Genomic DNA, 24,512 nt, shown 5'->3' on the forward strand with positions numbered 1-24,512 from the left:
TTTTCATCTTTCATATATTTTCTGTTTCGTCGTATATTGCCGTACATTATGAATGTTACAGGGGTTGAATTCTTCGATCAGTTAAGTGAATTACATTATCAGTCCACTACTATAAAAGATAAGTATCCGAAACTGCGTTCCTTACTTGAACGGGTTTGTAAGGATATGACAGCCGGAGATCCTATCCAGTTCTCGAATTTATTTTCGAGACTTAATTACGTTTGTAAAAAAACAAAACTTCCTTCCCGCAGAACATACCAGATCAATACTTTTCGTGTTAATGCGAATAATGTACTATACGCGCAGTTCGATCCTTCTGAAGAAGATTACCTGCATGACCTTAAAGCATTGTGTAATGTAGTCAGTCATTTTTATGATGTACCCATACCGGAATACATCGCGATCCTCTTACCGGAAATTGATTTATATAAACCCGCTCAAAGGATCAAAGGAGAAAAACATGAACGGATAAGGGTAGATGTATTGTATGTAGATGATGAATACATTTATGCTTTTGCGGAGAAAATGCCTACAGAAGATCCTGTAAGGATTAAATACAATGAAGAGTTTGCCCCAACAGTAAATCGCTTATGGACAGATTGTCAGTTAAATTTAATAGATGTTACCATTGATGATCATGGGATTTTATTTCCTGATATGATCATCCTGGAACCTGATTATTTAATTGATATCAGCTCCCTGGCAGAATGTTTAAAAGAATATGGCAGTCATCCGCTGAACTATGTACAAAGCAGGTTTGAAGCTACTAAGAATACCAGTCATATTCTGTTGGGTAATGCTGCCAATCTGTTCTTAGATGAATTTGTGAATGAGAAACCTCATGAGCCGGTAGTATATAAAACCGCCATGAAAAAAGCATTTAAAACAGCACCACTGGAATTTGCTACTTGCGCAGATCTCAACAGCAAAGAAAAAGTATTTACCTTTTTTGAAAGCACTGTTGAGCAGTTTAACAATATCCGGAAAGTAGTAAATAATGTATTTCCTTCAAGAGGGATAGACAGGGAATATGGGATCCTGGAACCAGCGTTTATGTGTGAACACCTGGGAGTACAAGGGAGATTGGATTATCTGCAATTGAATACAGATAAACAGTTCGTGATAGAATTAAAATCGGGGAAGGCTCCTTCTCCTGATACCAACTTTGAATTAATAGGAAAGAATCATAAAGCACAGGCGTTCCTCTATCAGATCATTATTCAGAAAATATTAGGTGTATCATTTAAGAAATTAGATACCCTCATTTTTTATTCTAAATATGCGGATGAACAGGCTAACCTAAGACTCTCACAACCTTTTATGGCAGTGATCAAAGAGATTCTTAATATCCGTAACCTGATTGTTGCTGATGAAAGAACGATTGCAGCAGATCATACAGGCAATGTTACCAAAATACAGATAGATGAGATTTCTCCGGAAACACTGATCACCAATAATCAGCTGAATGAAAATTTCCTTAACAGGTTCATTGTTCCGCAGATCAATCATTTTAAATCTTTTTTCAACAATTCATCTTTAACTGAGTCTGCTTATTTCCATAGCTTCTACACCTTCGTTACAAGGGAACATTATATCTCAAAAACTGGCGGAGCCGATTATGAAGGCAGCAAAGGTATTTCTTCTTTATGGTTGTCTACATTAGACGAGAAAATGGAATCGGGAGAGATATTAACGGATCTCACTATTCTTGAAAATAACACAGAAAAGATTCCATCTACGGTAACATTGACCATCCCCGCTTATGATGATAATTTCCTGCCCAACTTTCGTCAGGGAGATATCGTTATTCTTTATCAGCGGAATAATCAGGAAGATAATGTTACCAACAAGCAAATCTTCAAAGGCGCTATTGAATCCTTGCATCATGATGAGATTACTATACGGTTGCGGCAGCAACAGCGTAATCAATCAGTATTGCCTGTTGACAGTAAATATGCAGTAGAGCATGATTTTCTGGACTCTGCTTATAGTATTATGTACAGAGGGCTATATGCATTCTTACAGGCTAATGCCGATCGTAAAACGTTATTGTTGAACCAGCGCCCACCTATGTTACATGCAGGAGATCTTCCCGCTGTAGCTACCAGGCATTCTGCTGAAGTAGATGATATTGTACGTAAAGCAAAACATGCACGTGATTACTTCCTGTTGGTAGGCCCGCCGGGAACAGGCAAAACATCTATTGCATTAAAGGAGATGGTAAAGGAGTTTTATAAGATGGGTTGTTCTATACTCCTGTTATCTTATACAAACAGGGCAGTAGATGAAATCTGTGATTCACTGGATACAATAGAAGATGCACCTGCTTATATACGTATTGGCTCCTCACTCTCCTGCGATCCTAAACACCGGGATCGTCTGCTGGATAAAGCCATTGCAGACTGCGATTCCAGAGAGTTGGTAAAACTGCGTGTGCAGCAGTACCGGATCTTTGTAGGAACAGTAGCAGCCGTTTCCGGCAGGATGGAACTGTTCCGTATCAAACATTTTCAGGTAGCAATTATTGATGAGGCTTCGCAGATATTAGAGCCGCATCTGTTAGGTATCCTCTCAGCCAAAAACGGGAAAGGCACAAATGCAATTGATAAATTCATTCTGATAGGAGATCATAAACAACTGCCGGCAGTCGTATTACAGAAGCCGGTAGAATCACAGGTGAATGATCCCCGCTTACATGCAATGGGCTTATACGACAGGCGTAATTCTCTCTTCGAAAGGTTATTCAGTCTGCATAAAGGTGATAAGAATTCACCCTTCTGGGGCATGTTACATAAGCAGGGGCGTATGCATCCTGATATTGCATTATTCCCTAATTATGCATTTTATAACGGAGAGCTGAAAGAAGTTCCCTGTGCACATCAGAAAGCCCCTCTTGAGTTTAAGCAATATGGTACCGATGCTATCCAAACGTTGATTGCTACTAAACGTCTTGCTTTTATTCCTTCGGAAAGGAACACCAATGAGAAGACGAATAAGACGAATTCTCATGAAGCAGTTATTACTGCTATGTTGCTTAAAAACATCTATGCATTATATCAATTAAATGGATTAGTATTTTCTCCCGAAGAAAGTGTAGGCATTATTACGCCTTACAGAAGTCAGATTGCATTAATAAGGAGAGAGATTATTAAACTGGGTATTCCGGTATTGAATCAATTAACAATTGATACGGTAGAACGTTTCCAGGGTTCACAACGGGATATCATCATTTATTCTTTTAGTGTAAACCAGTTTTATCAGATAGATTTCCTTTCCAATAATATGGAAGAAAACGGGATGCTGGTAGATCGTAAACTGAATGTAGCAATTACAAGGGCGAAGAAACAACTCTTCATTACCGGTAATCCTGCTATCCTTTCTAATAATATTACCTATTTCAGGTTAATAGAATTCATCCGTTCAAAAGGTGGGTATTTATCCGTTCGTCCTTCTCAATTCATTTCAGGAAAGTTTGCAGCGGAGAAGCCGGTTGGTGTGGATACTCCTGATGAAACATTCACTGCTGTATTTAATAATTTAGTAGTAGCACCCATTAAAAATCATCCGGCCACAAAACCTCCCTCACTCATTTATGGCAATGATCACGACTATAATAAATTATGCGTAATAGAATACGGCAGGACTAACTTCGATTTACAAACAAAGTATAGCTCTCAGGAAAAGGTAGATCTGTATTGTTACTACAACATGCGCCAGCAGTATTGCGCTGTGATGGAATCGTTCACTTCTTCTTTTGATTTCTTTACAACAGTATTCTCCGACACCAGCAACAGGATCTCTTTTATAGACCTGGGTTGTGGGCCTTTAACATCAGGATTTGCCTTCAACAAAACCTTTTCATCTGCAAACAGATTCCATTTCCATTACATTGGTATAGACATTTCTGTTGCCATGTTATCCAAAGCCAGAGAATTTACCAACAGTGGATTATTTGATAAAGACACCACATTTCTCTTAAAACATTCTTTAGAAGATATATCTACCGATTACTGGGATAGTACATTTTGTTTCCCTAACACAGTAGTGCTGAACTTCTCTCATCAGTTTGCCAACATAGGTAAAGAAGATGTAGAGAAACTGGCAACAGGAGTAAATAATCTCTTAGATAAGTATCCTTTAAACAAATACATCATCGCAGCTACAGACAGAAAGAACCGCATGTATCACATTTTCCGAAGACTGGTTCCCAGATTAAATGATCAGGACTGAGCTTCTTTTCCCTGAAGAAGGCTCAATAGAAACTCCTTTGATCTTTTTAATTCCTTTCCAAGCCCTACAAATAAAACTGCATAAGAAAATACGATCCATAACAGCGTTATTAAAGCTATCCGCATAATTTTAGCTGGTTCCGGATGTGAAAAACCTCCAAAGAAATTTGAAAGTATAATGGGGAATACAACTATCTGAATTAAAAACATGCCTAAACGAGGAGCAATCTCTATCGAAACAGTGCTTCCATTATTAGTAGCATTAACTATTCCATTGAGCATATAAGAAGTCTCTCTGGCACTGGTAATTCTTCTTATCTCAAATTTATCACCCTCGATAGTCCCATAATAAGACCCATAACAAGACGGGGAGTCTCTGTTCTGAGCTAAATAGTCTCTGAGCTTTGCTGATAATTCTTCCCTGGATAAACTACTCGTAAACGAATATTGCTTATAAAGTGTTGGAATTTTCATAGAGATAAAATATCCCATAAAGATAATTAACCTTGTGTAATTAACTTCATCAATTCTTCTGTTGATAGTCTTCCGGCCTGATCAGTTCCCTGCAATAACTGATCTGCCAGATCCCGTTTGTTATGATGTAATGCGATGATCTTTTCTTCTATCGTATGTTTTGTTACCAACCGGTAAATAGTCACCGGCTTTGTTTGTCCTATACGGTGCGCACGGTCAGAAGCCTGCTCTTCAATGGCAGGATTCCACCAGGGATCCAGGTGAATAACATAATCTGCGGCAGTAAGGTTAAGACCCAGACCACCGGCTTTCAGGCTTATCAAGAAGAGGTCCGCAGTTCCGGACTGGAACTGTTTTACTAATGTTTCTCTTACAGGGATGGGCGTAGAACCATCAAGATATAAATAAGAGATGCCCAGGTTATCTAAAGCACGTTTAACCAATTCCAGGTGTTTTACAAACTGGCTGAATACTAAGGCACGATGGTTATTAGAGATCAACTCCGTAGCTATTTCCAGGAATACAGATAGTTTGGAAGAGGGAATGTTGATAGAACTATCTATCATCTGCACATTACAAGCAGCCATTCGTAACTTGCCAATTTCCGTCAATGCATTCAGATGCTGACGTCCATGAACATTGCCATACTTCTTCAGATTCTCCACCGCCTTCAAACGCAACGCTTCATAAAAGGCTACTTCATCCGGAGATAAATCCACCATCTTCACAATCTCCGTTTTAGCTGGTAATTCATCTAATACACCGGCTTTAGTCCTGCGTAACATAAAAGGCGAAATCAACTTCCGCAGATGTTTCTTTACCGTACTATCAGGATTATATACTACAGGTGTGGCAAAGTTTTTATTGAAATCATACAGGCTGCCTAATAAACCCGGATTGATAAAATTGAACAGGTTCCAGATTTCATTGAGATGATTCTGTATAGGTGTACCAGTTAAAATTAGTTTAAAGCCGGCAGACAAAGACATGGCAGCCTTCGATGTTTTAGTCTGGAAGTTTTTGATAGTATGCGCTTCATCCAGCACCACCGTACACCAGTCAACAGCAGCAAAGATTTTCTCTTCCGACTGTAATACACCATAAGTAGTAATCACCACATCATAAGCCAGACTAGCTTTTAAGATCTCTTCCCGGTCACCGTTATTTAAGAATACAGGCCGCAGGGAAGGAGCAAATTTATTGATCTCATTTGTCCAGTTAGGTAATACTGAAGCCGGACAAACCACCAGTGCAGGCCCCTGACTGGCACGGTATAATAAAATAGCAATCGCCTGTATCGTTTTACCCAGCCCCATATCATCTGCCAGGCAAGCACCAGCTCCCCAGGATGCTAAACGCGCCATCCAACGGAAGCCCTCTTCCTGGTAAGGACGTAAGGTGGTTTGCAAAGTAACCGGTACTTCAGGAACCAAAGAAGCAGACGCTTCCCATTGCTGTCTATTGGCTTTCCATACAACATCCGTCTCTGCACTGCCCGCTGTTTCCAGCAACTCGTCCAGCATATGTGCACTCAGCTCCTGCACCTTAATAGTGTCTTTCTCTTCAAGCGCAATACTGGCCAACTCACTAAGATGTTTGTATAATTTATTGGTCAGCGCCAGGAAATCTCCATTACGCAAAGCAATGAAACGGCTTTTACTGAGTTTGGTAGCATCCAGTAATTCTTTCAGCGATAGTACCGTATTCTCATCTGCCTTTAACTCACCATTAAATTCAAACCAACGCCCATTTGCTTTTTTTACAGTCACCCGCAGATTGGACGCACTCACCTGTGTGCGGATCTTAAACCGTTCTCCTTCCAGCCACTCTGCCACTGCAATTTCCGGATTACGTTGTATAATTTCCAGTAGTTGTAAACAATCCAGCGGGTCTTCAAAGATGATAGTATCATCATCTATTTCCTGCACGATCGCCTGCTGTATATACGCCAGCAAGATGCCCATATTTCCTCTCTCCGCATCCAGGTCCCGGATCGCCTGACAACGCTCTCCGTTCATCATCCCTATAATAATCTTCGCTCCTTCCCCTGGTTTGCAATAAGGAGGATCACTCACAAACGGCTTCACAAAAAAGCTCGCTTTCAATGCATCTCCTATAGGTAACAATTGCACACGGATACGTGCATCTCCCTCTTTCTTCTTTATATCAGTCGCTGCTTCATCCAGGTTAGAATGCACGGTAATATGTGTACCAATGTTACGCAATGCCTGTAATAACTTCTCCTTGCCATCAGCAGGAATGACATCTATCTGTTTTAATGTCTGTAATAAACTACGCTGCTGCGGAGTGAGTTTCACTACCTTCAACCGGTTCATCGTCTCTTTCACAATAACAGTATCTCCCGTAGCATCCGCAACGTTGCTGCTGAAAGTAAATCCTTTACCTGTTTTATTTACAAAGAGTTCCGGCCCTCCTTTTACGATCTCTACAGACACCGTCGGCTGATCCTTCAGGAATAAAAAAGGATGACCAGCAATCTCCTGCCATACCTTTTCTTCAAAAATATAAGATTCACCACCATAGGTATAATGCGTTTCTTTCATCACCGTAGCTCCTATCCTGAAATCCTGATCCGTCATGCCTTCTACCTTTCCATCTTTCAATCTCTTCAATTCCACACTTCTGCCTTTACTCCATTCTCCACCCAGGTTCGTTTGTAAAACAGGCTGTATCCCATAGCTGTAAAAATCTATCAGGTAAATAAGCCTCGACTCAAGTACTACTTTTTCTTTCTTATTATTCTCATTAGTGATTAACAATGTATTTAACAACCTTTCCCAGTCGGGTACTTTTTGCAATAAAGAAAGTGCTGGCTGTTTCCCTATAAAAGTCTCCAGTTCACTAAACTCCACTGCATGCCCCTGATATCCTTCCTCTCTAAAAAGATACAGGTATTCATAGGTCAATAATCTGTATTGATATTCTATCCCCCTGTTTACAATCATTTTCATGATAGGCTGATAGGTCTTCAGCAATTTACTTTTGGGATGAAAAAGTTGTAAACAGATCAGGGAAAGATAACTCAGTAAATACCTTCCAGGCTGCTTTGCATTTGTTTCCAATAATATCCCCAGGATGTTCTCCGCCTTCTCCTTTCTGCCATTATGAAAATGCAGTAAACAGATAGCGGGTGTTATCACCGGAAATAATTTCTTTTCGTAAGCAGCAGTAATTTTATTGATAATTGGGTAAGACTGTTCGTCTGGTAGTATAATTAATGTAAGTGCATACAGGAAAGAAAACAAAGGCGCATTGGGAATACTGTTCTTCTTATCCGTTTGTCGTTGCAGTTTCATCCCCTGTTCAAAAGCAGCATATGCTTTTTCAGGTTCCCTGTTATACAATAGATGTACCGCTTTTGAAAACACATTTTCTGTTTCTCTGAAATCACCTTCCAGTAACAATAGCTCAGGATCGGTGAATGCATTCATCTTTTTCTGAAACGCATATAACTGGCTAATGGCAGGCATCTCCAGCAGGTTATACTTTATAGTAGCTTCATAGATTTTTACAATACTCTCAGAAGAAAATAATTTCAGTAATGGTTCATATGCAGAAAAATACAACAGGTAACATAAATAAGGGAAGTATTCCGCCAGTTCAAATTCTATTTTCCTGACTGGTTGCAGGAGCAGTGATTTCTCTCCCGTGAAATAAGCAACGAGCAACTGTTGTAATTCCTGCAACCTTGCACTGGTGCTATAGAAAGAATACGTTTTATTATCCAGCAAACGGAGATAACCTGGTTGTATGATATTTACAGGGAACAGGCAAAACCCGAATTCAGGTACCAATGAATAATTACCGGCAAGATTAATCATAGCCAGACGGGCATCCACTAACTCCTGCAGAATTTCAACAATTCCGTTCTGGGGAATTTCCCTGACCTGCCGTACTTTATCAATCAGTGTATACCGCTCTACCGGATAAAGGAACACTGAAAGTATGTCGATAACCAGCTTAGTATCCTCCGGTTGTGACTGATATTGCTTTAAATAGAATGTTTCATTAATCATTGCTGGATACAAAAATAGCTGACTATACCCAATCTTTTATCAATTTATCAATTGTATCCTTCGGATCTGTCTTTTTACACCATGACAATACATCTGACAGGAATTGCAGGTGCTCCCTTACCATTCTCTTTTTACCTGGTGAGCCTGCTATATTAGACAACGCAAGGAAAGCATCCTCAATATTTATCCCCGGATTGATCAGCAGCAAACACAAACGGATATTAAATACATCCAGGGGAGTACTGGCCTGTTGCAGGAACTTATTCAATACGACGCTTGTATCTTTTGCTACTTTCTTACCATCTATTAATGATAACAGAATTTCTATTTCCTTCCAGCTAACAACTGTATATACTGAATAATCAATAGCCGTAGCGCTCTGATAATAGTCTGCAGCCTGTTGTAATACAGCTCTTCTATCAGTAGCGAACATGGCATTATACTTATACGAATTGCCCAGCAACATAAATCTTTCAGCTGTTCCGAACATGTCTGCCAGGCTTTTCAGATAAGCTACCACACTCTCAAACTTCTTCAGCAGATCAGGTGCCTTATCAGGATATTGTATAATATCCGTCATATATTTCTTACTGCTGATGTTGCAATAACTTTCCGTGGCAAGGAAGGAGAATGCCGCATTTTCTGCTTTCAGCAATTGCTCAAATTTAGCAACCGCCATATCATACTCTCCCAGTTCTGCATAAATCAATGCTTCTTTTTCAGTAATAGCAGCATTGCGCAGATCGGCTTTATCTATCGCTGTTGAGATGACATCCAGTTTTTGCAGGTATTCTTCTACTGTCCTGTTTCCCATCTGCACTTTATTCAACAGGTTGAATAAAGCATCATCTGCTTCCTGTGGCATTACAAAGTTTGTCTTTGCAGCAGGAGCATTATAGGAGAGATCTGTTAGTTTATAGAAAGGATCTCCGTAACACTGGTATGCACCCCAGGTATTGTTATTATCGGGGTATTTATCATAGATATACTTTCTTGCCTTTTGAATAGCCAGACCAAAGTTATACCCTTCGAACATGGCGGTATAAAACTGTTCTGTAAAATCATATGCTGCATCATCATTTACTGCCCATCCGGCAGCTACAACTGCCTTCACACCATTTTCTATCAACTGTATCCCGATGTTGGCCGCCAGTTGGTATCTGTCGCGGTAAAACTCTTCTGCTACCCCATCTGCTTCTCCAAGAGAACAGCAGTTTACAAATACCAGCTCAGGCACAGTACTCATCTGTGCTATTTCCCTTGTAGACAGGTACACCTTAGATCCTATCACCATGCCCGACGCTTCAGGATTATCTTTGTTAAACACTCCATGCCCTGCCAGGTGAATGATTTTGTAATCATCCGCAAACAACGCCTTGATCACATTAAAGGAAGAACTCTGGATCATCTTTGTGGTAGCAAATCCTTCTTTATCCAGGATCTCTGATACCAGTTGTCCTTCTTTGAAAGCGGCAGGCAAGGAAGGCAGGAATCCTTTTGTCTGAGGATCCGCTACTATCAGTGCTGTCTTCTTTGCTACTGCATTAATCGTAAGCCGGTAATCCTTTGTAGCCAACTGGCGGATCATACCTGCATTCACAGCTAAAGGATAATTATCAGACAGACCATCATGCAGTAATTCCCATGGATAGGCTGCCGTATTTTTATCTAAGATCCAGTTGATGTTCGCCTGTTTCTTAAACTGTTCTTTAAAATCATTCGGTATCAGTAATTCAAAAACTGTCTTGGCAGATTCTGCAGACCATTCATTACTCGTAGAGATCTCACTGATCAGCGCCGTGATAATATCCAGACTGCTAAACAGCTGTCGTTGTTCTTCCCTGGCACCTCCGGTAGAAGCGCTGAACTGCAAACATTTTATCTTATCATTATCCTGTTCCCTGTTGATCAGCTGTACACTAATACGGTTCCACCAATCGTCCGACTGATCCTTTGACACTCTTCTTTCCAGACCTAACAGCGTTTTAATATCCTTATCAGCAATGGCTATATTAAATGAGCGACTGTTCTCATTTTCCAGTGTATGTAATGCGTAATAGGCATTCAGGGCACGGTCCTCATATTTCTCTATGAATTCCACATTACTCACTACCCTTGCATTCTTGCCCTGTAACTTTCTTATTTTAGCATTGGCCCGCTGTACACCTTGCAGAATCGCTCTTACAGAATTCTCTATCGTTAATCCACCATATCCGCACCCAATGATCAATGAAGAAATACCTACAGTAGCCAGATAAATATTATTGCTTTCCAGGAACAATAAATAATTTGCGATACCCTGTTCTATAGTAAGAGAAAGCTGGTAGGCAGTGAGTGTGCCTGCTTCTCCCAACCCTACCACCACGGCTCCTTTCAGCTGCAAATGAGAGGCAATCAGGATCTCACTGCTTCCAATGACACCCGGATATAACCCCAGCTTATGTCTTTTAGTTAATGCACCTTCCAGGTAGTTATCAATCGCCTTTTCTGCATATAAAATACCATCTCCTTTAAAGTGCCCGTTTAACACCGGATAAGTAGCATACAGCAAATCACCCTGACTCACAGATACACTTACCGGTACTTCACTGGCTTCTACAGCAGGTGTTTCATCACTATTACCCGATATAGAATTTTCCAGACCTGCAGGCGACAAATCAAAATCCTGCGTATCAGGAGTTCTGAATACTTTTTCTATACCACGTACTACTGGTCGCTGTTTACTTAACAGGCTGGTTTGACCTTTCTCCAATATCTCCACTATCCCGTTAAACATTTCCATATTGTTCGCCAGCTGACCATGTGTTACGTTCACATAATACACTGTATCTGCCGTGATCATCTGGGAAGGAATACCAGATTCCCATGTTACATTGGAATCACCTTCTGTAGTACTCAGGAATATCAGTCCGGTATCATCTATCGTGTAACCGTAAGGTGTAGCATTATCTTTCCCCGCAATGTACACAGCATTGCTATAGTCTATTACCGTTTGGTTAATCCCCTTGCGATAATTATTAAATTCATCCAGTTTATCTTTTATCGGAACAGGCCAGTCATCATCTCCCAAAGCTATCCTCATCTCATCCCATATTTTCGTATCGCCCATATCAGGAGGTAACAAACTTAAGAGCCCCGGCCATTGACAGAATACTTTTATCAGCTCTTTCTTGGTATGTAGAATATCCAGCATACCCAACTTCACAATCAGCGGATCTTTACCGAATAATGCATAAGGAATACGGAAAGACCCTCCTAATGGCGCGCCTAAGAAAATCAGCTGGAAGTTGTTGGATGTATTTAATGTAACCCATGTATCAGCATGTGTAACAATAAAATCTCTCACCACTACACCGCCCATGGAGTGTGCGACAATCTTTATTGGCTGATCGTATTTTAATAATTCTTTGATCTTATCATTCAGCAACGAAGCACATTCATTTAGTTGACGGCGCCAGTCGTACGGAAAAGTAACAACATCATATGTATTAGAAAGAAACTGCGCTAGTTTTCTGTAGGAAGTAGCAACAATAGAAGGAGCCGTAATATTATCAGGAGCTGCCAGTTTTAATAATCCACCTGTCGCAAAGCTCCAGTAGTTAATCCATAGCAGATCATTGCCACTTTGCAGGTTAGATCCCATAACACCTGGAAGTAATAATACGATCGGACGTTTGCCCGTTACCGTATCCATGAACAGCTGACCGCTTTCAAGTCCTCTTGCAGTAATCGCCTGCGCCCTGGTCATATAAGTAAAGCCGGGAATCAATGTATCATCCACCTGCTGGTCTAATGCCAGCTTCAGCATTTTTGCCGTAGCGGCATTTTTGAAATAACTGAAATGATCTACGTCTGCACCTTCATCAAAGAAGTATTGCAGGTCCCGCGATCTTTTAGCGCCCTGGTACATAGCGCCGGTATTCACTACCAGGTCGTTATTCTTCTGATAAAAGAGTTTACTGGCGATGATGACCAGCGCTTTTAACCCCAGCTTCACTCGGCAGTTACCGGATATCACTACCAGTGGTGCATCAATATTCCCTTTGAATGTAACATCATTCAGTACCTTAATAAAGGGCGATTCGGGATTCATGGCTTCCAGTCCGGGCAATACATGAATATCGTTCTTAGTATTAACGACGGAGGCGATCAGTTCTTTAAATAAGTCGCCCGTGAGATTACCAATGACATTAAAAAAGAGGTCCATCCGCGAAGACGCCAGTGTAGTACCAGCAGCAGGGCATGCTACACGGATGAATTTCTTAACTGTAATCTTTTTACCGGATAAAGCATTTTTTATTGCAGCGATGCAGCTAACATCATTTGTTCTTCCTTCATTTTCCAGCAATGCTATTTCATCCGCTGAAAATCCTTTATTATTCTCGTCTGTGATACAGAAACGGGAGAGAATATCTCCGATTAATCCTCCGCGGGAATGACTGATCAAATGCAGTGTAGCCACTTCCGGTAGTTGCTGTACCAGTTGTAATGCATTCTGCAGCGGGCTTTCTGTAAGAGAGCGATGATTAAATGCAATAATATTATGACCGTATGTTTTACAGATGCTGGTCCATTCATCTTTTCCTTTTAATCCCTCAAAAGAGCCGGAAGTAGAAGAAGCAGTGCCATGCAGGAAAAGCAGGTAAGGTGTTTTTTCATCACCGGGACTAAAAGGCTGCAATTGAAACCCGGTATCCAGCAGGAACAGCCCCACTTTATTTTCCAGTTTCTTCAGTTCCATACCGGCAGCAATAGTAGCCACCTTATCATCTATATCTGTTTTTATAAAGTGGTTGATGACTTTAATCGCAATATCTTCTATGAGCCCCCTGTTGGCGCCTGTGGCCTTTATAGAAGAGGGGATTTCAAAAGTTGCGGAACGGTTGGATAATGTTTCAGGGAATAAATCTCCTAATGAGTCTTTACCACAAAGCCAGGTGGTATCATCGGAGAATACAAATTCCAGCAGATCATTTTTATCCAGGGAGATATCGTGTCTTTCGACGGCAGCACCTCTCAGGCTGTTACTGATGGTATAAGAAGCCTGTAGCCATAGGCCGGACTCAGATACTGGAGCTACAATACCGGGTATGTATTTGTCTCCTTTAATGGCAATCTGTTGCATGTAGCAATATTATTGTGGAATTGGGGTACACACAAATTAATATTAAAAAACTGATAACGGCTGATTACTCCTTCACAAAAGACAACATGTGTCTGGCAACGGTTTGAAAAGAGGCCAGGTCGCTCGGTTTGGTAATATAGTCTACAACACCCAGCTCAATACTCATAGCTTTAAATACGGGAGAACTGGAAGTGCTCCATATAATTTTAGGGATAGCAAGGTAGCGGGCATGATCATTCAATTCCTTTACTATCTCCACACCTGTCAGTTCCGGAATATTATAATCAAGTATCAGCAAAGCAGGGAGATCCACGTCCTGAATAGTATCAAGATATTTGATGAACTTTCTGCCATTAGGTATACATACCAGTTGCCAGGAAGGATCAATTTCTTCAAATGCATTTTCAAGCAGTTCCTTATCATCAATATCATCTTCTGCCAACAGGATCAGCCTCTTTGAATGGCCTAAAAATTGCATCTAATTAATGTATTATTTGTAAAAGTACTACAAAATTACTACTTCAAAACTATATGATATATACTTACGATATGCACAATGTATACGGATTTTTAGTATCCTGAATCAGCACCACAAAAGATTACATTACTTAGATATAAGTCCTTAATACTCTAATACCTTCATAAATGGCTACCCGGAAAAAGTCACCTGGGCAGGATGCCCAGCCAGTTGATAGTGTGGAAAAAGCTCCACAGGATTCCACAAGAACGTATGAACCACTGTCCGATGAGCTGGATGCCCGCCAATTGCTGCAGGTATTATCTGAGGTTAAAAATGGGAATTTCTCTGTCCGTATGTCTATAGACAGCATCGGACTGAGCGGCAAAATTTGTGATACGGTTAATGATATTATTTCTCTCAACGAAACCCTGGTTGAGGAGCTGACCCTGGCCCGTAATACAATCGGGAAAATGGGCCGGCTGAATCACCGTGTACAGATGCCCCGTACTGCACGTGGCTCCTGGAATACAGCAGTTGTCTCTATCAATACTCTCATATCCGACCTGGTACATCCTACCATCGAAATAGCGCACGTAATCAGCTCTGTTGCAAAAGGAAACCTTTCCCAGGAAATGCCCCTGGAAATTGAAGGTCACCTGCTGCAAGGAGAATTTGCACGTATTGCCACTGAGGTAAACGGGATGGTGAAACAGCTGAACCTCTTCTCCCGTGAGGTAACCCGCGTGGCCCGTGAAGTAGGTTCCGAAGGTAAACTGGGTGGTCAGGCCAAGGTTAAGGACGTGGCCGGGGTGTGGAAAGACTTAACAGACTCCGTAAACCAGATGGCGGGTAATCTGACAGCACAGGTGCGTAACATCGCTGATGTAACGACTGCCGTGGCAAAAGGAGACCTTTCTAAAAAGATTACAGTAGATGTACAGGGAGAAATCCTTGAACTGAAAGATACCATCAATACCATGGTGGACCAGCTGAACTCCTTCTCCTCTGAGGTAACCCGTGTGGCCCGTGAGGTAGGTACAGATGGTAAGCTGGGCGGACAGGCAGAAGTAAAAGGGGTGGCCGGTACATGGAAAGACTTAACAGATTCTGTGAACCAGATGGCCTCCAACCTTACCGGCCAGGTGCGTAACATCGCTGAGGTAACCACCGCCGTGGCGCGGGGCGACCTTTCCCGTAAAATCACTGTGGATGTAAAAGGAGAAATCCTGGAACTGAAAAACACCATCAATACCATGGTGGACCAGTTGAACTCCTTCTCCGCAGAGGTAACCCGTGTGGCCCGTGAGGTAGGTTCCGAAGGTAAGCTGGGTGGTCAGGCTACAGTAAAAGGCGTAGGGGGCGTGTGGAAAGACTTAACAGACTCCGTGAACCTGATGGCGGGTAACCTCACCGCTCAGGTGCGTAATATCGCCGACGTAACCACCGCCGTGGCATTAGGTGACCTTTCCCGTAAAATCACCGTGGATGTACGCGGAGAGATACTTGAATTGAAAAACACCATCAATACCATGGTGGATCAGCTGAACTCCTTCGCCTCTGAGGTAACCCGCGTGGCGCTGGAAGTAGGTACAGAAGGTAAACTAGGCGGTCAGGCGAAAGTACAGGGTGTGGGTGGTACATGGAAAGACTTAACAGACTCCGTAAACCAGATGGGATCTAACCTGACGGCACAGGTACGTAACATCGCCGAAGTGACCACCGCCGTGGCAAATGGTGACCTTTCCAAAAAGATCACTGTGGACGTAGCAGGAGAAATCCTTGAATTGAAAAAGACCATCAACACCATGGTGGATCAGCTGAACTCCTTCGCCTCTGAGGTGACCCGTGTGGCACTGGAAGTAGGTACAGAAGGTAAGCTGGGCGGGCAGGCGAAAGTGCAGGGTGTGGGTGGTACATGGAAAGACTTAACAGAGTCCGTAAATCAGATGGGATCTAACCTGACAGCACAGGTGCGTAATATCGCTGAGGTAACCACCGCCGTGGCAAAAGGTGACCTCTCCCGTAAGATCACCGTGGACGTAAAAGGGGAAATCCTGGAGCTGAAAAACACTATCAATACCATGGTGGATCAGCTGAATGCATTCGGTTCGGAAGTATTCCGTGTGGCTCGTGAGGTAGGTTCCGAAGGTAAACTGGGTGGTCAGGCAGATGTACCCGGTGTGGAAGGTCTCTGGAAGGATTTGACAGACTCCGTGAATATCATGGCGTCTAATCTGACTTCACAGGTGCGTAACATTGCGGAAGTAACCACTGCGGTAGCAAACGGTGACTTATCGCGTAAAATTGAAGTAGACGTTAAAGGAGAAATCCTGGAACTGAAAAATACCATCAATACCATGGTGGAACAGCTGCGCGCATTTGCCTCTGAGGTAACCCGTGTGGCCCGTGAGGTAGGTACAGAAGGTAAACTAGGCGGACAGGCAAACGTGCCTGGCGTAGGGGGTACCTGGAAAGACTTAACAGACTCCGTGAACCAGATGGCGGGTAACCTCACCGCTCAGGTGCGTAACATCGCCGATGTGGCTATCGCTGTGGCAAACGGGGATATGTCCCGTAAGATTACGGTGGACGTACGCGGAGAAATTCTGCAGCTGAAAGAAACACTGAACACCATGGTGGATCAGCTGCGCGCCTTCGCCTCTGAGGTAACCCGTGTGGCCCGTGAGGTGGGTACCGATGGTAAACTCGGTGGGCAGGCATTCGTACCGGGTGTGGCGGGTACCTGGAAAGACTTAACGGACTCCGTAAACCAGATGACGGGTAACCTTACTTCCCAGGTGCGTAATATCGCCGAGGTAACCAAAGCGGTGGCTTCGGGTGACTTATCCAAGAAAGTAACCATAGACGTTAAAGGGGAAATCCTCGATCTGAAGAATACCATCAATACCATGGTAGACCAGCTGAACTCCTTCGCCTTTGAGGTAACCCGTGTGGCCCGTGAGGTAGGTACAGAAGGTAAACTCGGCGGTCAGGCAGAAGTACAGGGCGTGGGAGGTACATGGAAAGACTTAACAGACTCCGTGAACATGATGGCCTCCAACCTTACCAACCAGGTGCGTGGTATTGCGAAAGTAGTAACCGCCGTGGCTACCGGTAACCTTAAACAGAAGTTATCCATCGTATCCCGCGGAGAGGTAGCACAGCTCACAGAAACCATCAATGAAATGATTGATACCCTGGCGGTGTTTGCCGACCAGGTTACCAACGTGGCCCGTGAGGTGGGTGTTGAAGGACGACTGGGCGGTCAGGCAAGTGTTCCTGGTGCTTCCGGTATCTGGAAGAACCTGACAGAGAACGTAAACCAGCTGGCAGCAAATCTTACCACTCAGGTGCGTGCGATCTCTGATGTGGCTTCCGCAGTAACGAAAGGAGACCTTACCCAGATGATCCGTGTAGATGCGAAAGGTGAGGTGGAAGAACTGAAAGATACCATTAACCAGATGATCGCTAACCTGAAACAAACAACCCTGCGTAACCAGGAACAGGACTGGCTGAAATCCAACCTGGCGAAGTTTACACAGATGTTGCAGGGACAAAAAGATCTCAACACGGTAACACGTCGTATCCTCTCAGAGCTTGCCCAGGTGGTAAATGCACAAAAAGGTATGTTCTACATCCTTGAACAGGAAGAATACCAGGAAAACCCTAAACTGAAACTCTTTGCGGCATATGCTTACGGAGATGAAGTAACCATGTCCCGCGAATTCTCTCTGGGACAAGGTTTGGTAGGACAGTGCGCCGTAGAAAAAGAAAGGATACTCTTAACAAACGTTCCATCCAACTATATTAAAATCTCTTCAGGATTAGGAGAGGCGGCACCTCTTAACCTCATTGTATTACCAGTATTGTTTGAAACAGAGATCAAAGCCGTTATCGAACTGGCTTCTTTTGATTCATTCAGTCAGACTCACTTAGACTTCTTAAGTCAGCTGACAGAAAGTATCGGTATCGTACTGAATACCATTGAGGCTAACTCCAGAACAGAAGACCTGCTGGAACAATCACAGTCACTGGCTGATGAATTGAGAAGAACGAATGAAGAGTTACAGGATAAAGCACACCTGCTGGTAAAACAGAAAGAGGAAGTAGAAGAGAAGAACAAAGAGGTGGAAGAAGCGAGAAAATCGCTGGAAGAAAAAGCAGAACAATTGCAGCTGACGTCCAAATACAAATCAGAGTTCCTGGCAAATATGTCGCATGAGTTACGTACGCCATTGAACTCACTCTTAATCTTAGCGCAGCAGCTCTACGAAAACCATGATGGTAACCTGAATGAAAAACAGGTGCGTTATGCGAAAACCATTCACAGCTGCGGAGATGACCTTATTCAATTAATCAACGACATCCTTGATCTCTCCAAGATTGAGTCCGGATATATTTCTACGGACTTCATTAAAGTGCGTTTCAATGAGGTTGTCGGATTTGTGGAAACTACCTTCAAACATATCTCTGAAAGTAAAAACTTACGCTTCGGTATTGATATGGATGAACAGCTGCCACAGAGCCTGGAAACAGACGTACAGCGTCTCAACCAGATCCTCAAAAACCTGTTGTCCAATGCATTTAAGTTTACGGATAAAGGAGAAGTAAGACTCCGCATTTACGAAGCTAAACGCAACTGGAAACTGTTGAATTACAGTCTGGATGGTGCGGACAGGGTAGTGGCCTTTGAAATCAAGGATACCGGTATCGGTATCTCCAAAGACAAACAGAATATCATCTTTGAAGCATTCCAGCAGGCAGAAGGTTCTACCAGTCGTAAGTACGGTGGTACTGGTCTTGGATTATCCATCAGCCGTGGTCTTGCCGACCTGTTAGGTGGTTCTATTGAACTGGAAAGTGAAGCCGGCAGAGGTAGTACATTCACACTCTTCCTGCCGCTCAATTACAATCCTACTACTATCAGGAAAGAAAAACAAAGCAGTCTTACCGTAAGTATAAGCGGATATAAACTGGGGGATAACAATTACAATCCTGCTTTAATTCAAACAGTTCCTTCTCTCAAAGCTTCTGATACTAAAGATTTGGAAGGATTAAATGAGATCATCAATGAAATTGGGGATGACAGAACACATATCCTTGATACAGACAGAGTAGTGCTGATAGTGGAAGATGATGTTCGTTTTGCCAAGATCATGCAGGAAAAGGCGCATGAGATGGGTCTTAAAGTAGTGGTAGCTACCACCTTCGGAGAAGTATTTGATCTCACCAACAAGTTCAACCCTATAGCTGTAACTCTCGATGTAAAACTGCCGGATGCCAGTGGATGGAGGGTACTTGATCTGTTTAAGAACGACATCAATCTGAGGCATATTCCTATTCACCTGATATCAGGAGAAGAAAACAGGTTACTGGCTATGCAACGTGGCGCCCGCAGCTTTAACTTAAAACCGCTGAAAACGGAAGCGCTAACTATACTGTTTAACAACATCATAGAGCTGGATAGCCGTAAACATAAGAAGGTATTAGTTGTGGAAGACAACGAACCTGATGCTTCCCAGATAGCCAGGATGTTGAGTAACGGAGACCTGATAGAAATGGAATTTGTGGAGACAGGAAAAACAGCTATTGATCTGATAAATAAATATTCTTATGATTGCATCATAGCAGATTATATGTTACCTGATATTGAAGGGGCCGAATTTGTTGCCAACATCAATACGATGAACAGGTATAATGCCACGCCTGTAATTGTATATTCTGCTAAAGATTTCTCCAATAAAGAAAAGTCGAAACTGAAGCAATACGCCAATAAAATACTGCTGAAAGGTGTTAATTCTCTTGATCTGCTACTGGAAGAAACTATTATGCAGCTGCATATCAATCATAATTCTTTGCTGCCGGAGAAAAGACAACTGATAGAAGATCTCCGTTCACAAAAAGATGTACTGATCCATAAGAATGTACTGGTAGTAGATGATGATGTACGTAACCTGTTTGCACTCACCACAGCTTTTGAACGCTACAACATCAACACCATTACAGCAGAAAGTGGAAAAGAAGCCATCAATATCCTGAGTGAAAACAATCAGATAGATATGGTGCTGATGGATATCATGATGCCGGAAATGGATGGTTATGAAACAATGCAGAAAATCCGCAGGGAACATAAGAACAGCGCACTGCCGATTATTGCAGTAACAGCAAAAGCAATGAAAGGCGACAGGGAAAAATGTCTGGAAGCAGGAGCCTCTGATTATATCACCAAACCGTTGAAAATAGACCAGCTGTTGTCTTTAATGCGGGTATGGCTGTATAGGTAATATTCATTTGAAAAATTTCAAAGGTGCTGGAACAACAAGATCCAATTAAAATATTAGTTGTAGACGACAGAGCAGATAATTTGATGTCTATAGAATCCATATTGGAAAGGGAGAGCTATATCATAGTAAAAGCAAACTCTGGCCGGGCTGCATTAAAAATATTATTAAAGGAATTTGATTTTTCCCTGATCCTGATGGACGTACAGATGCCCGATATGAACGGCTTTGAAACGGCCGCACTGATCTATCAGCGGGACAGACTGAAAGATGTACCTATCATCTTCATTACTGCACACAATGAAGATGAAGCTATTTTCAAAGGTTATAAAGTGGGGGCAGTTGATTTCATTTATAAACCTGTAAATCCGGAATTACTGAGGATAAAAGTAGGTCTGTTCGTAGAGCTTTATCGTAAAACACAGTCACTCATTGCACAGGAACAAAAGTTACTGAACACGAATGCGTCCCTGCAAAAAGAGATTGAAGAAAGAGAAGCCTCTGAACGGAAAATAAGAGAGTTAAACAGACAACTTATCCAGAACAACATTCACCTGAAAACAGTCAATGAAGAGCTGGACAGGTTTGCCTACATTGCTTCTCACGACTTACAGGAACCCCTGCGTAAAATCCGTGTGTTCAGTGATATGATCATCCAGAAGAAAACAGGGACCGATGATGTAGATAAATACGTAACAAAGATCACCAATGCTACCATCCGTATGCAGCAACTGGTAAGTGACCTGTTACGTTTTTCCAGGCATTCTATTCAGGGTGGCGACTTCGTATCCGCTGACCTGAATGACATTGTGAAAGAGGCGGTGAATGAACTGGAAATAAAGATTCAGCAAACAAATGCCCGTATCATCATTGATCCTTTGCCTGCTGTTTCTGCTATCCCCATTTTAATGCGACAGGTATTTTATAATCTCATCAGCAACGCGCTTAAATTCAGGAAGAAGGAAGTAACACCCGAAATACATATCTATGCAGAGCAGGAGAAACATCCTGAAATTGCAGACTGTTACTATTACAGGATCTTTGTAAAAGATAACGGTATTGGTTTTGAAAGTCAGTATTCAGATGATATTTTCATCGTGTTCAAACGCCTGCACAGTTATCATGAAATAGAAGGCACCGGCATTGGTTTATCCATCTGTAAAAAGATAATGGAGCAACATAACGGTTCTATTAAAGCCACCAGTGAAATAGATCACGGCGCTACTTTTATTGTTGGTATTCCTGAGAAGCAACAAACAGCCAGCAGTTTACCAATGTTTAATTAAAATATTTTGGGTGCAGGGCTTCGCCCTGCAAACCCCCCTTATTTTTTTGTGATGGTGCGAATGCACCATCACAAAAAAAACCTTTATTGAACTACTACTTCCTTACTCACCTGAAAGGTTCCTTTTAATCTGATATCTTCTGAAGAAGCACCTACCATCGCAGTAAAACTGCCCGGTTCAACTACCCACTTATTCTGCATATTCAGTAATTTCAGATCTTCCGGTAACAATTCAAAAGTTACTTCTTTCTGTTCTCCTGCCTGTAAATGAATACGCTGGAATTTCTTCAGTTGCTTAACAGCTGTCACCACAGAGCTGACATCATCCTTCAGATATAACTGTACAACCTCATCCCCTGCTAGCGCACTGGTATTCTTCACCAGCAATTTCACCGTTGCTTTCAACGTAGTCTTATCCTGTACATCTATAGTAAGATGCTGATAATCGAACGTAGAGTAGCTTAATCCATAGCCAAAGCTATAAAGCGGCTGACTATTCATTTCTACATAATCATGCCGGGAAGCGTTCTTATAATTGTAATAAACGGGCAACTGTCCTACTGATTTAGGAATCGAAACCGGCAGACGTCCTGCTGGATTGTAATCCCCGAACAGCACATCAGCTACCGCCGTTCCACCTTCCTGACCCGGATACCACGCATTCACGATAGCAGGAACATGCTGCGCTGCCCAGTTGATATTCAGCGGACGGCCTTCTATCAGCACCAGTATCACCGGTTTGCCGGTGGCAACAATGCGCTGCATCAGCTCATTCTGTAAACCCATCAGGTCCAGACTTACCCTGTCAAAACCCTCTCCGCTTTCCATATCACTCACTGCATTCTCTGCTGATTTTACAACCGCAGCACCTGTACTCTGGTAAGACGTTGCGAAGTCACGTGCACTGGAACCACCCAATACAAGAATCACCGCATCCGCATCTTTTGCCGCCGCTATAGCAGCATCTATACCTGCCCTGGACGTATCGCGGATAGAACATCCTTTTACATATTTCAGTTTTGTATCTGAAGAGATCTTTGCCTGTATACCTTTCAGCACAGTAACGATCTTCTCTTCCGGTTGAGGAGCAGTATAATCACCTAACTGATTATACATGTTATCAGCATTAGGCCCTATCACCGCCAGGTTCTTTATAGACTTCTTTAAAGGCAGAATACCATTCTCATTTTTCAGTAACACAATAGACTCCGCGGCTACTTTTTCTGCCAGTTGCTTATGCGCTGTTGTACCTACTGTTTTCTCTGCTGTCGCAACATCTACATAAGGTTTATCGAAAAGCCCCATCTCAAATTTCAGCCTTAACACATGGCTTACTGCTGTATCAATAGTAGCCATTGTTACCTTCTTATTATTCACTGCTTTTATCAATGCATCTCCATAAGCCTCTCCACCCAGGTCTGCATCCAGACCCGCATTCATAGACAATGTAGCTGCTTCTTCCATATCAGCCGCTATATGATGAGTTGATTTCAGACCGGGAATACCACCCAGATCAGAAACAGTAAATCCTTTGAAACCCCATTGTTTACACAATACATCTTTCAGCAGGAAAGAATTGGAACTGCAGGGCACACCATCTATAGAATTATAAGAAGCCATAATTGACAATGCTCCTGCCTGTATCGCATTTTTAAAAGGCGGCAGGTAAGAGGTATTCAGTTCACGGCTGCCTGTATTAGCAATACCCCCGTTATGCCCTCCTTCAGGAGAACCGTAGGCTGTAAAATGCTTCAATGTAGAGATCACATTCACACCGCTGTTAATGCTGTTTCCCTGGAAGCCTTTTACCATAGCAATACCCATCTGCCCAATCAGGTAAGGATCTTCGCCATAAGTCTCTTCCAGCCTCGACCAGCGGGGTTCACGTACCAGGTCCAGTACCGGCCCATAACCAATATGAGCGCCCTGCACACGTGCTTCCTGAGAAATAGCGCCCGCCATTTCTTTGATCAGTGCAGGGTCCCAGGTGCTGGCCTGTCCTATAGAAGTAGAGAACACCGTTGTACCAATAGCCATATGCCCGTGCGGACATTCTTCTGCCAGGAACAACGGAATACCCAGGCGGGTATGTTCTATCATATATTTCTGTAAAGCATTAGTCGCCATTGCAGACAACTTAGGAGACAATCCTGTTTCCAATGTCTTTTTCGTCCAGGGGTCAGCTCTTAAAGTAGCCCAGAAGCTACCGATATGCCTTTTTGCAATCACATCTTTAAAGGCAGCGCTTACACCTACGGAGTCCCCGTTTTTCTCATACATATCCCATCCCAGCAGGGTACATAACTGCCCAACTTTCTCTTCCAGTGTCATCCTCTTCAACAAATCCTTTACCCTGTTATCCACTGTGGCAGCGGGATTTTTGTACAGCACAACGGCCCCTGCGGTCTTATGCGTTTGCCCTATAGCTGGTGTTACTCCTCCAAGAGCTACCATCCCTAACATAAAGCAATTCCCGATAATCGATTTTCTTATTTTCATTATTATCTATTCACATTACATCATAAAAATAACAAGTTAGCGGGGTTAATTATTGAATATTTATTAAAATGAGAAGATTGTCCCATTTATTGGTAATTCCGTTGTTCCTTTTAAGGGGCGCT

General features: G+C 42.5%; 8 protein-coding genes. 3 read left to right on the forward strand and 5 right to left on the reverse strand.

From position 1 onward, the window contains the following. Nucleotides 1–48 precede the first annotated feature (48 nt). Complete coding sequence (locus BMW86_RS08780) at nt 49–4,230, forward strand: AAA domain-containing protein (RefSeq protein ID WP_089780947.1); 4,182 nt, start codon at nt 49–51, stop codon at nt 4,228–4,230. On the opposite strand, the gene BMW86_RS08785 is transcribed toward BMW86_RS08780, so the two are convergent. The 4 genes from BMW86_RS08785 to BMW86_RS08800 all read right to left on the reverse strand — a co-directional run bounded on the left by BMW86_RS08785 (nt 4,221) and on the right by BMW86_RS08800 (nt 14,343). Next, nucleotides 4,221–4,703, reverse strand: a complete 483-nt coding sequence (locus BMW86_RS08785) for a hypothetical protein (RefSeq protein WP_143056530.1) — start codon at nt 4,701–4,703, stop codon at nt 4,221–4,223. The two genes, BMW86_RS08780 and BMW86_RS08785, sit on opposite strands and share 10 nt — an antisense overlap. Before the next feature lie 26 nt (nt 4,704–4,729). Next, nucleotides 4,730–8,740 (reverse strand): DEAD/DEAH box helicase, encoded by a 4,011-nt coding sequence (locus tag BMW86_RS08790; RefSeq protein ID WP_089780951.1) that lies wholly within the window; start codon nt 8,738–8,740, stop codon nt 4,730–4,732. Nucleotides 8,741–8,762: 22 nt separating this feature from the next. Further along, nucleotides 8,763–13,865: a CHAT domain-containing protein gene (locus BMW86_RS08795; protein ID WP_089780953.1), complete on the reverse strand. Its 5,103-nt coding sequence runs from the start codon at nt 13,863–13,865 to the stop codon at nt 8,763–8,765. A gap of 64 nt (nt 13,866–13,929) precedes the next feature. Next, nucleotides 13,930–14,343 carry a response regulator gene (locus tag BMW86_RS08800; RefSeq protein WP_089780955.1) on the reverse strand — a complete coding sequence of 138 codons (414 nt, stop codon included), beginning with the start codon at nt 14,341–14,343 and terminating at the stop codon, nt 13,930–13,932. A gap of 167 nt (nt 14,344–14,510) precedes the next feature. On the opposite strand from BMW86_RS08800, the gene BMW86_RS08805 reads away from it, so the two are divergent. Both BMW86_RS08805 and BMW86_RS08810 read left to right on the forward strand, forming a co-directional pair. Continuing rightward, complete coding sequence (locus tag BMW86_RS08805; protein WP_255372879.1) at nt 14,511–20,609, forward strand: HAMP domain-containing protein; 6,099 nt, start codon at nt 14,511–14,513, stop codon at nt 20,607–20,609. 23 nt (nt 20,610–20,632) lie between these two features. Next, complete coding sequence (locus BMW86_RS08810; RefSeq protein ID WP_255372880.1) at nt 20,633–21,892, forward strand: sensor histidine kinase; 1,260 nt, start codon at nt 20,633–20,635, stop codon at nt 21,890–21,892. An 83-nt stretch (nt 21,893–21,975) separates the two neighbouring features. On the opposite strand, the gene BMW86_RS08815 is transcribed toward BMW86_RS08810, so the two are convergent. Continuing rightward, nucleotides 21,976–24,390: a glycoside hydrolase family 3 N-terminal domain-containing protein gene (locus BMW86_RS08815; protein WP_089780957.1), complete on the reverse strand. Its 2,415-nt coding sequence runs from the start codon at nt 24,388–24,390 to the stop codon at nt 21,976–21,978. Between the last annotated feature and the right edge of the window lie 122 nt (nt 24,391–24,512).

Source organism: Chitinophaga sp. YR573 (assembly GCF_900110995.1).
Lineage (GTDB): Bacteria > Bacteroidota > Bacteroidia > Chitinophagales > Chitinophagaceae > Chitinophaga.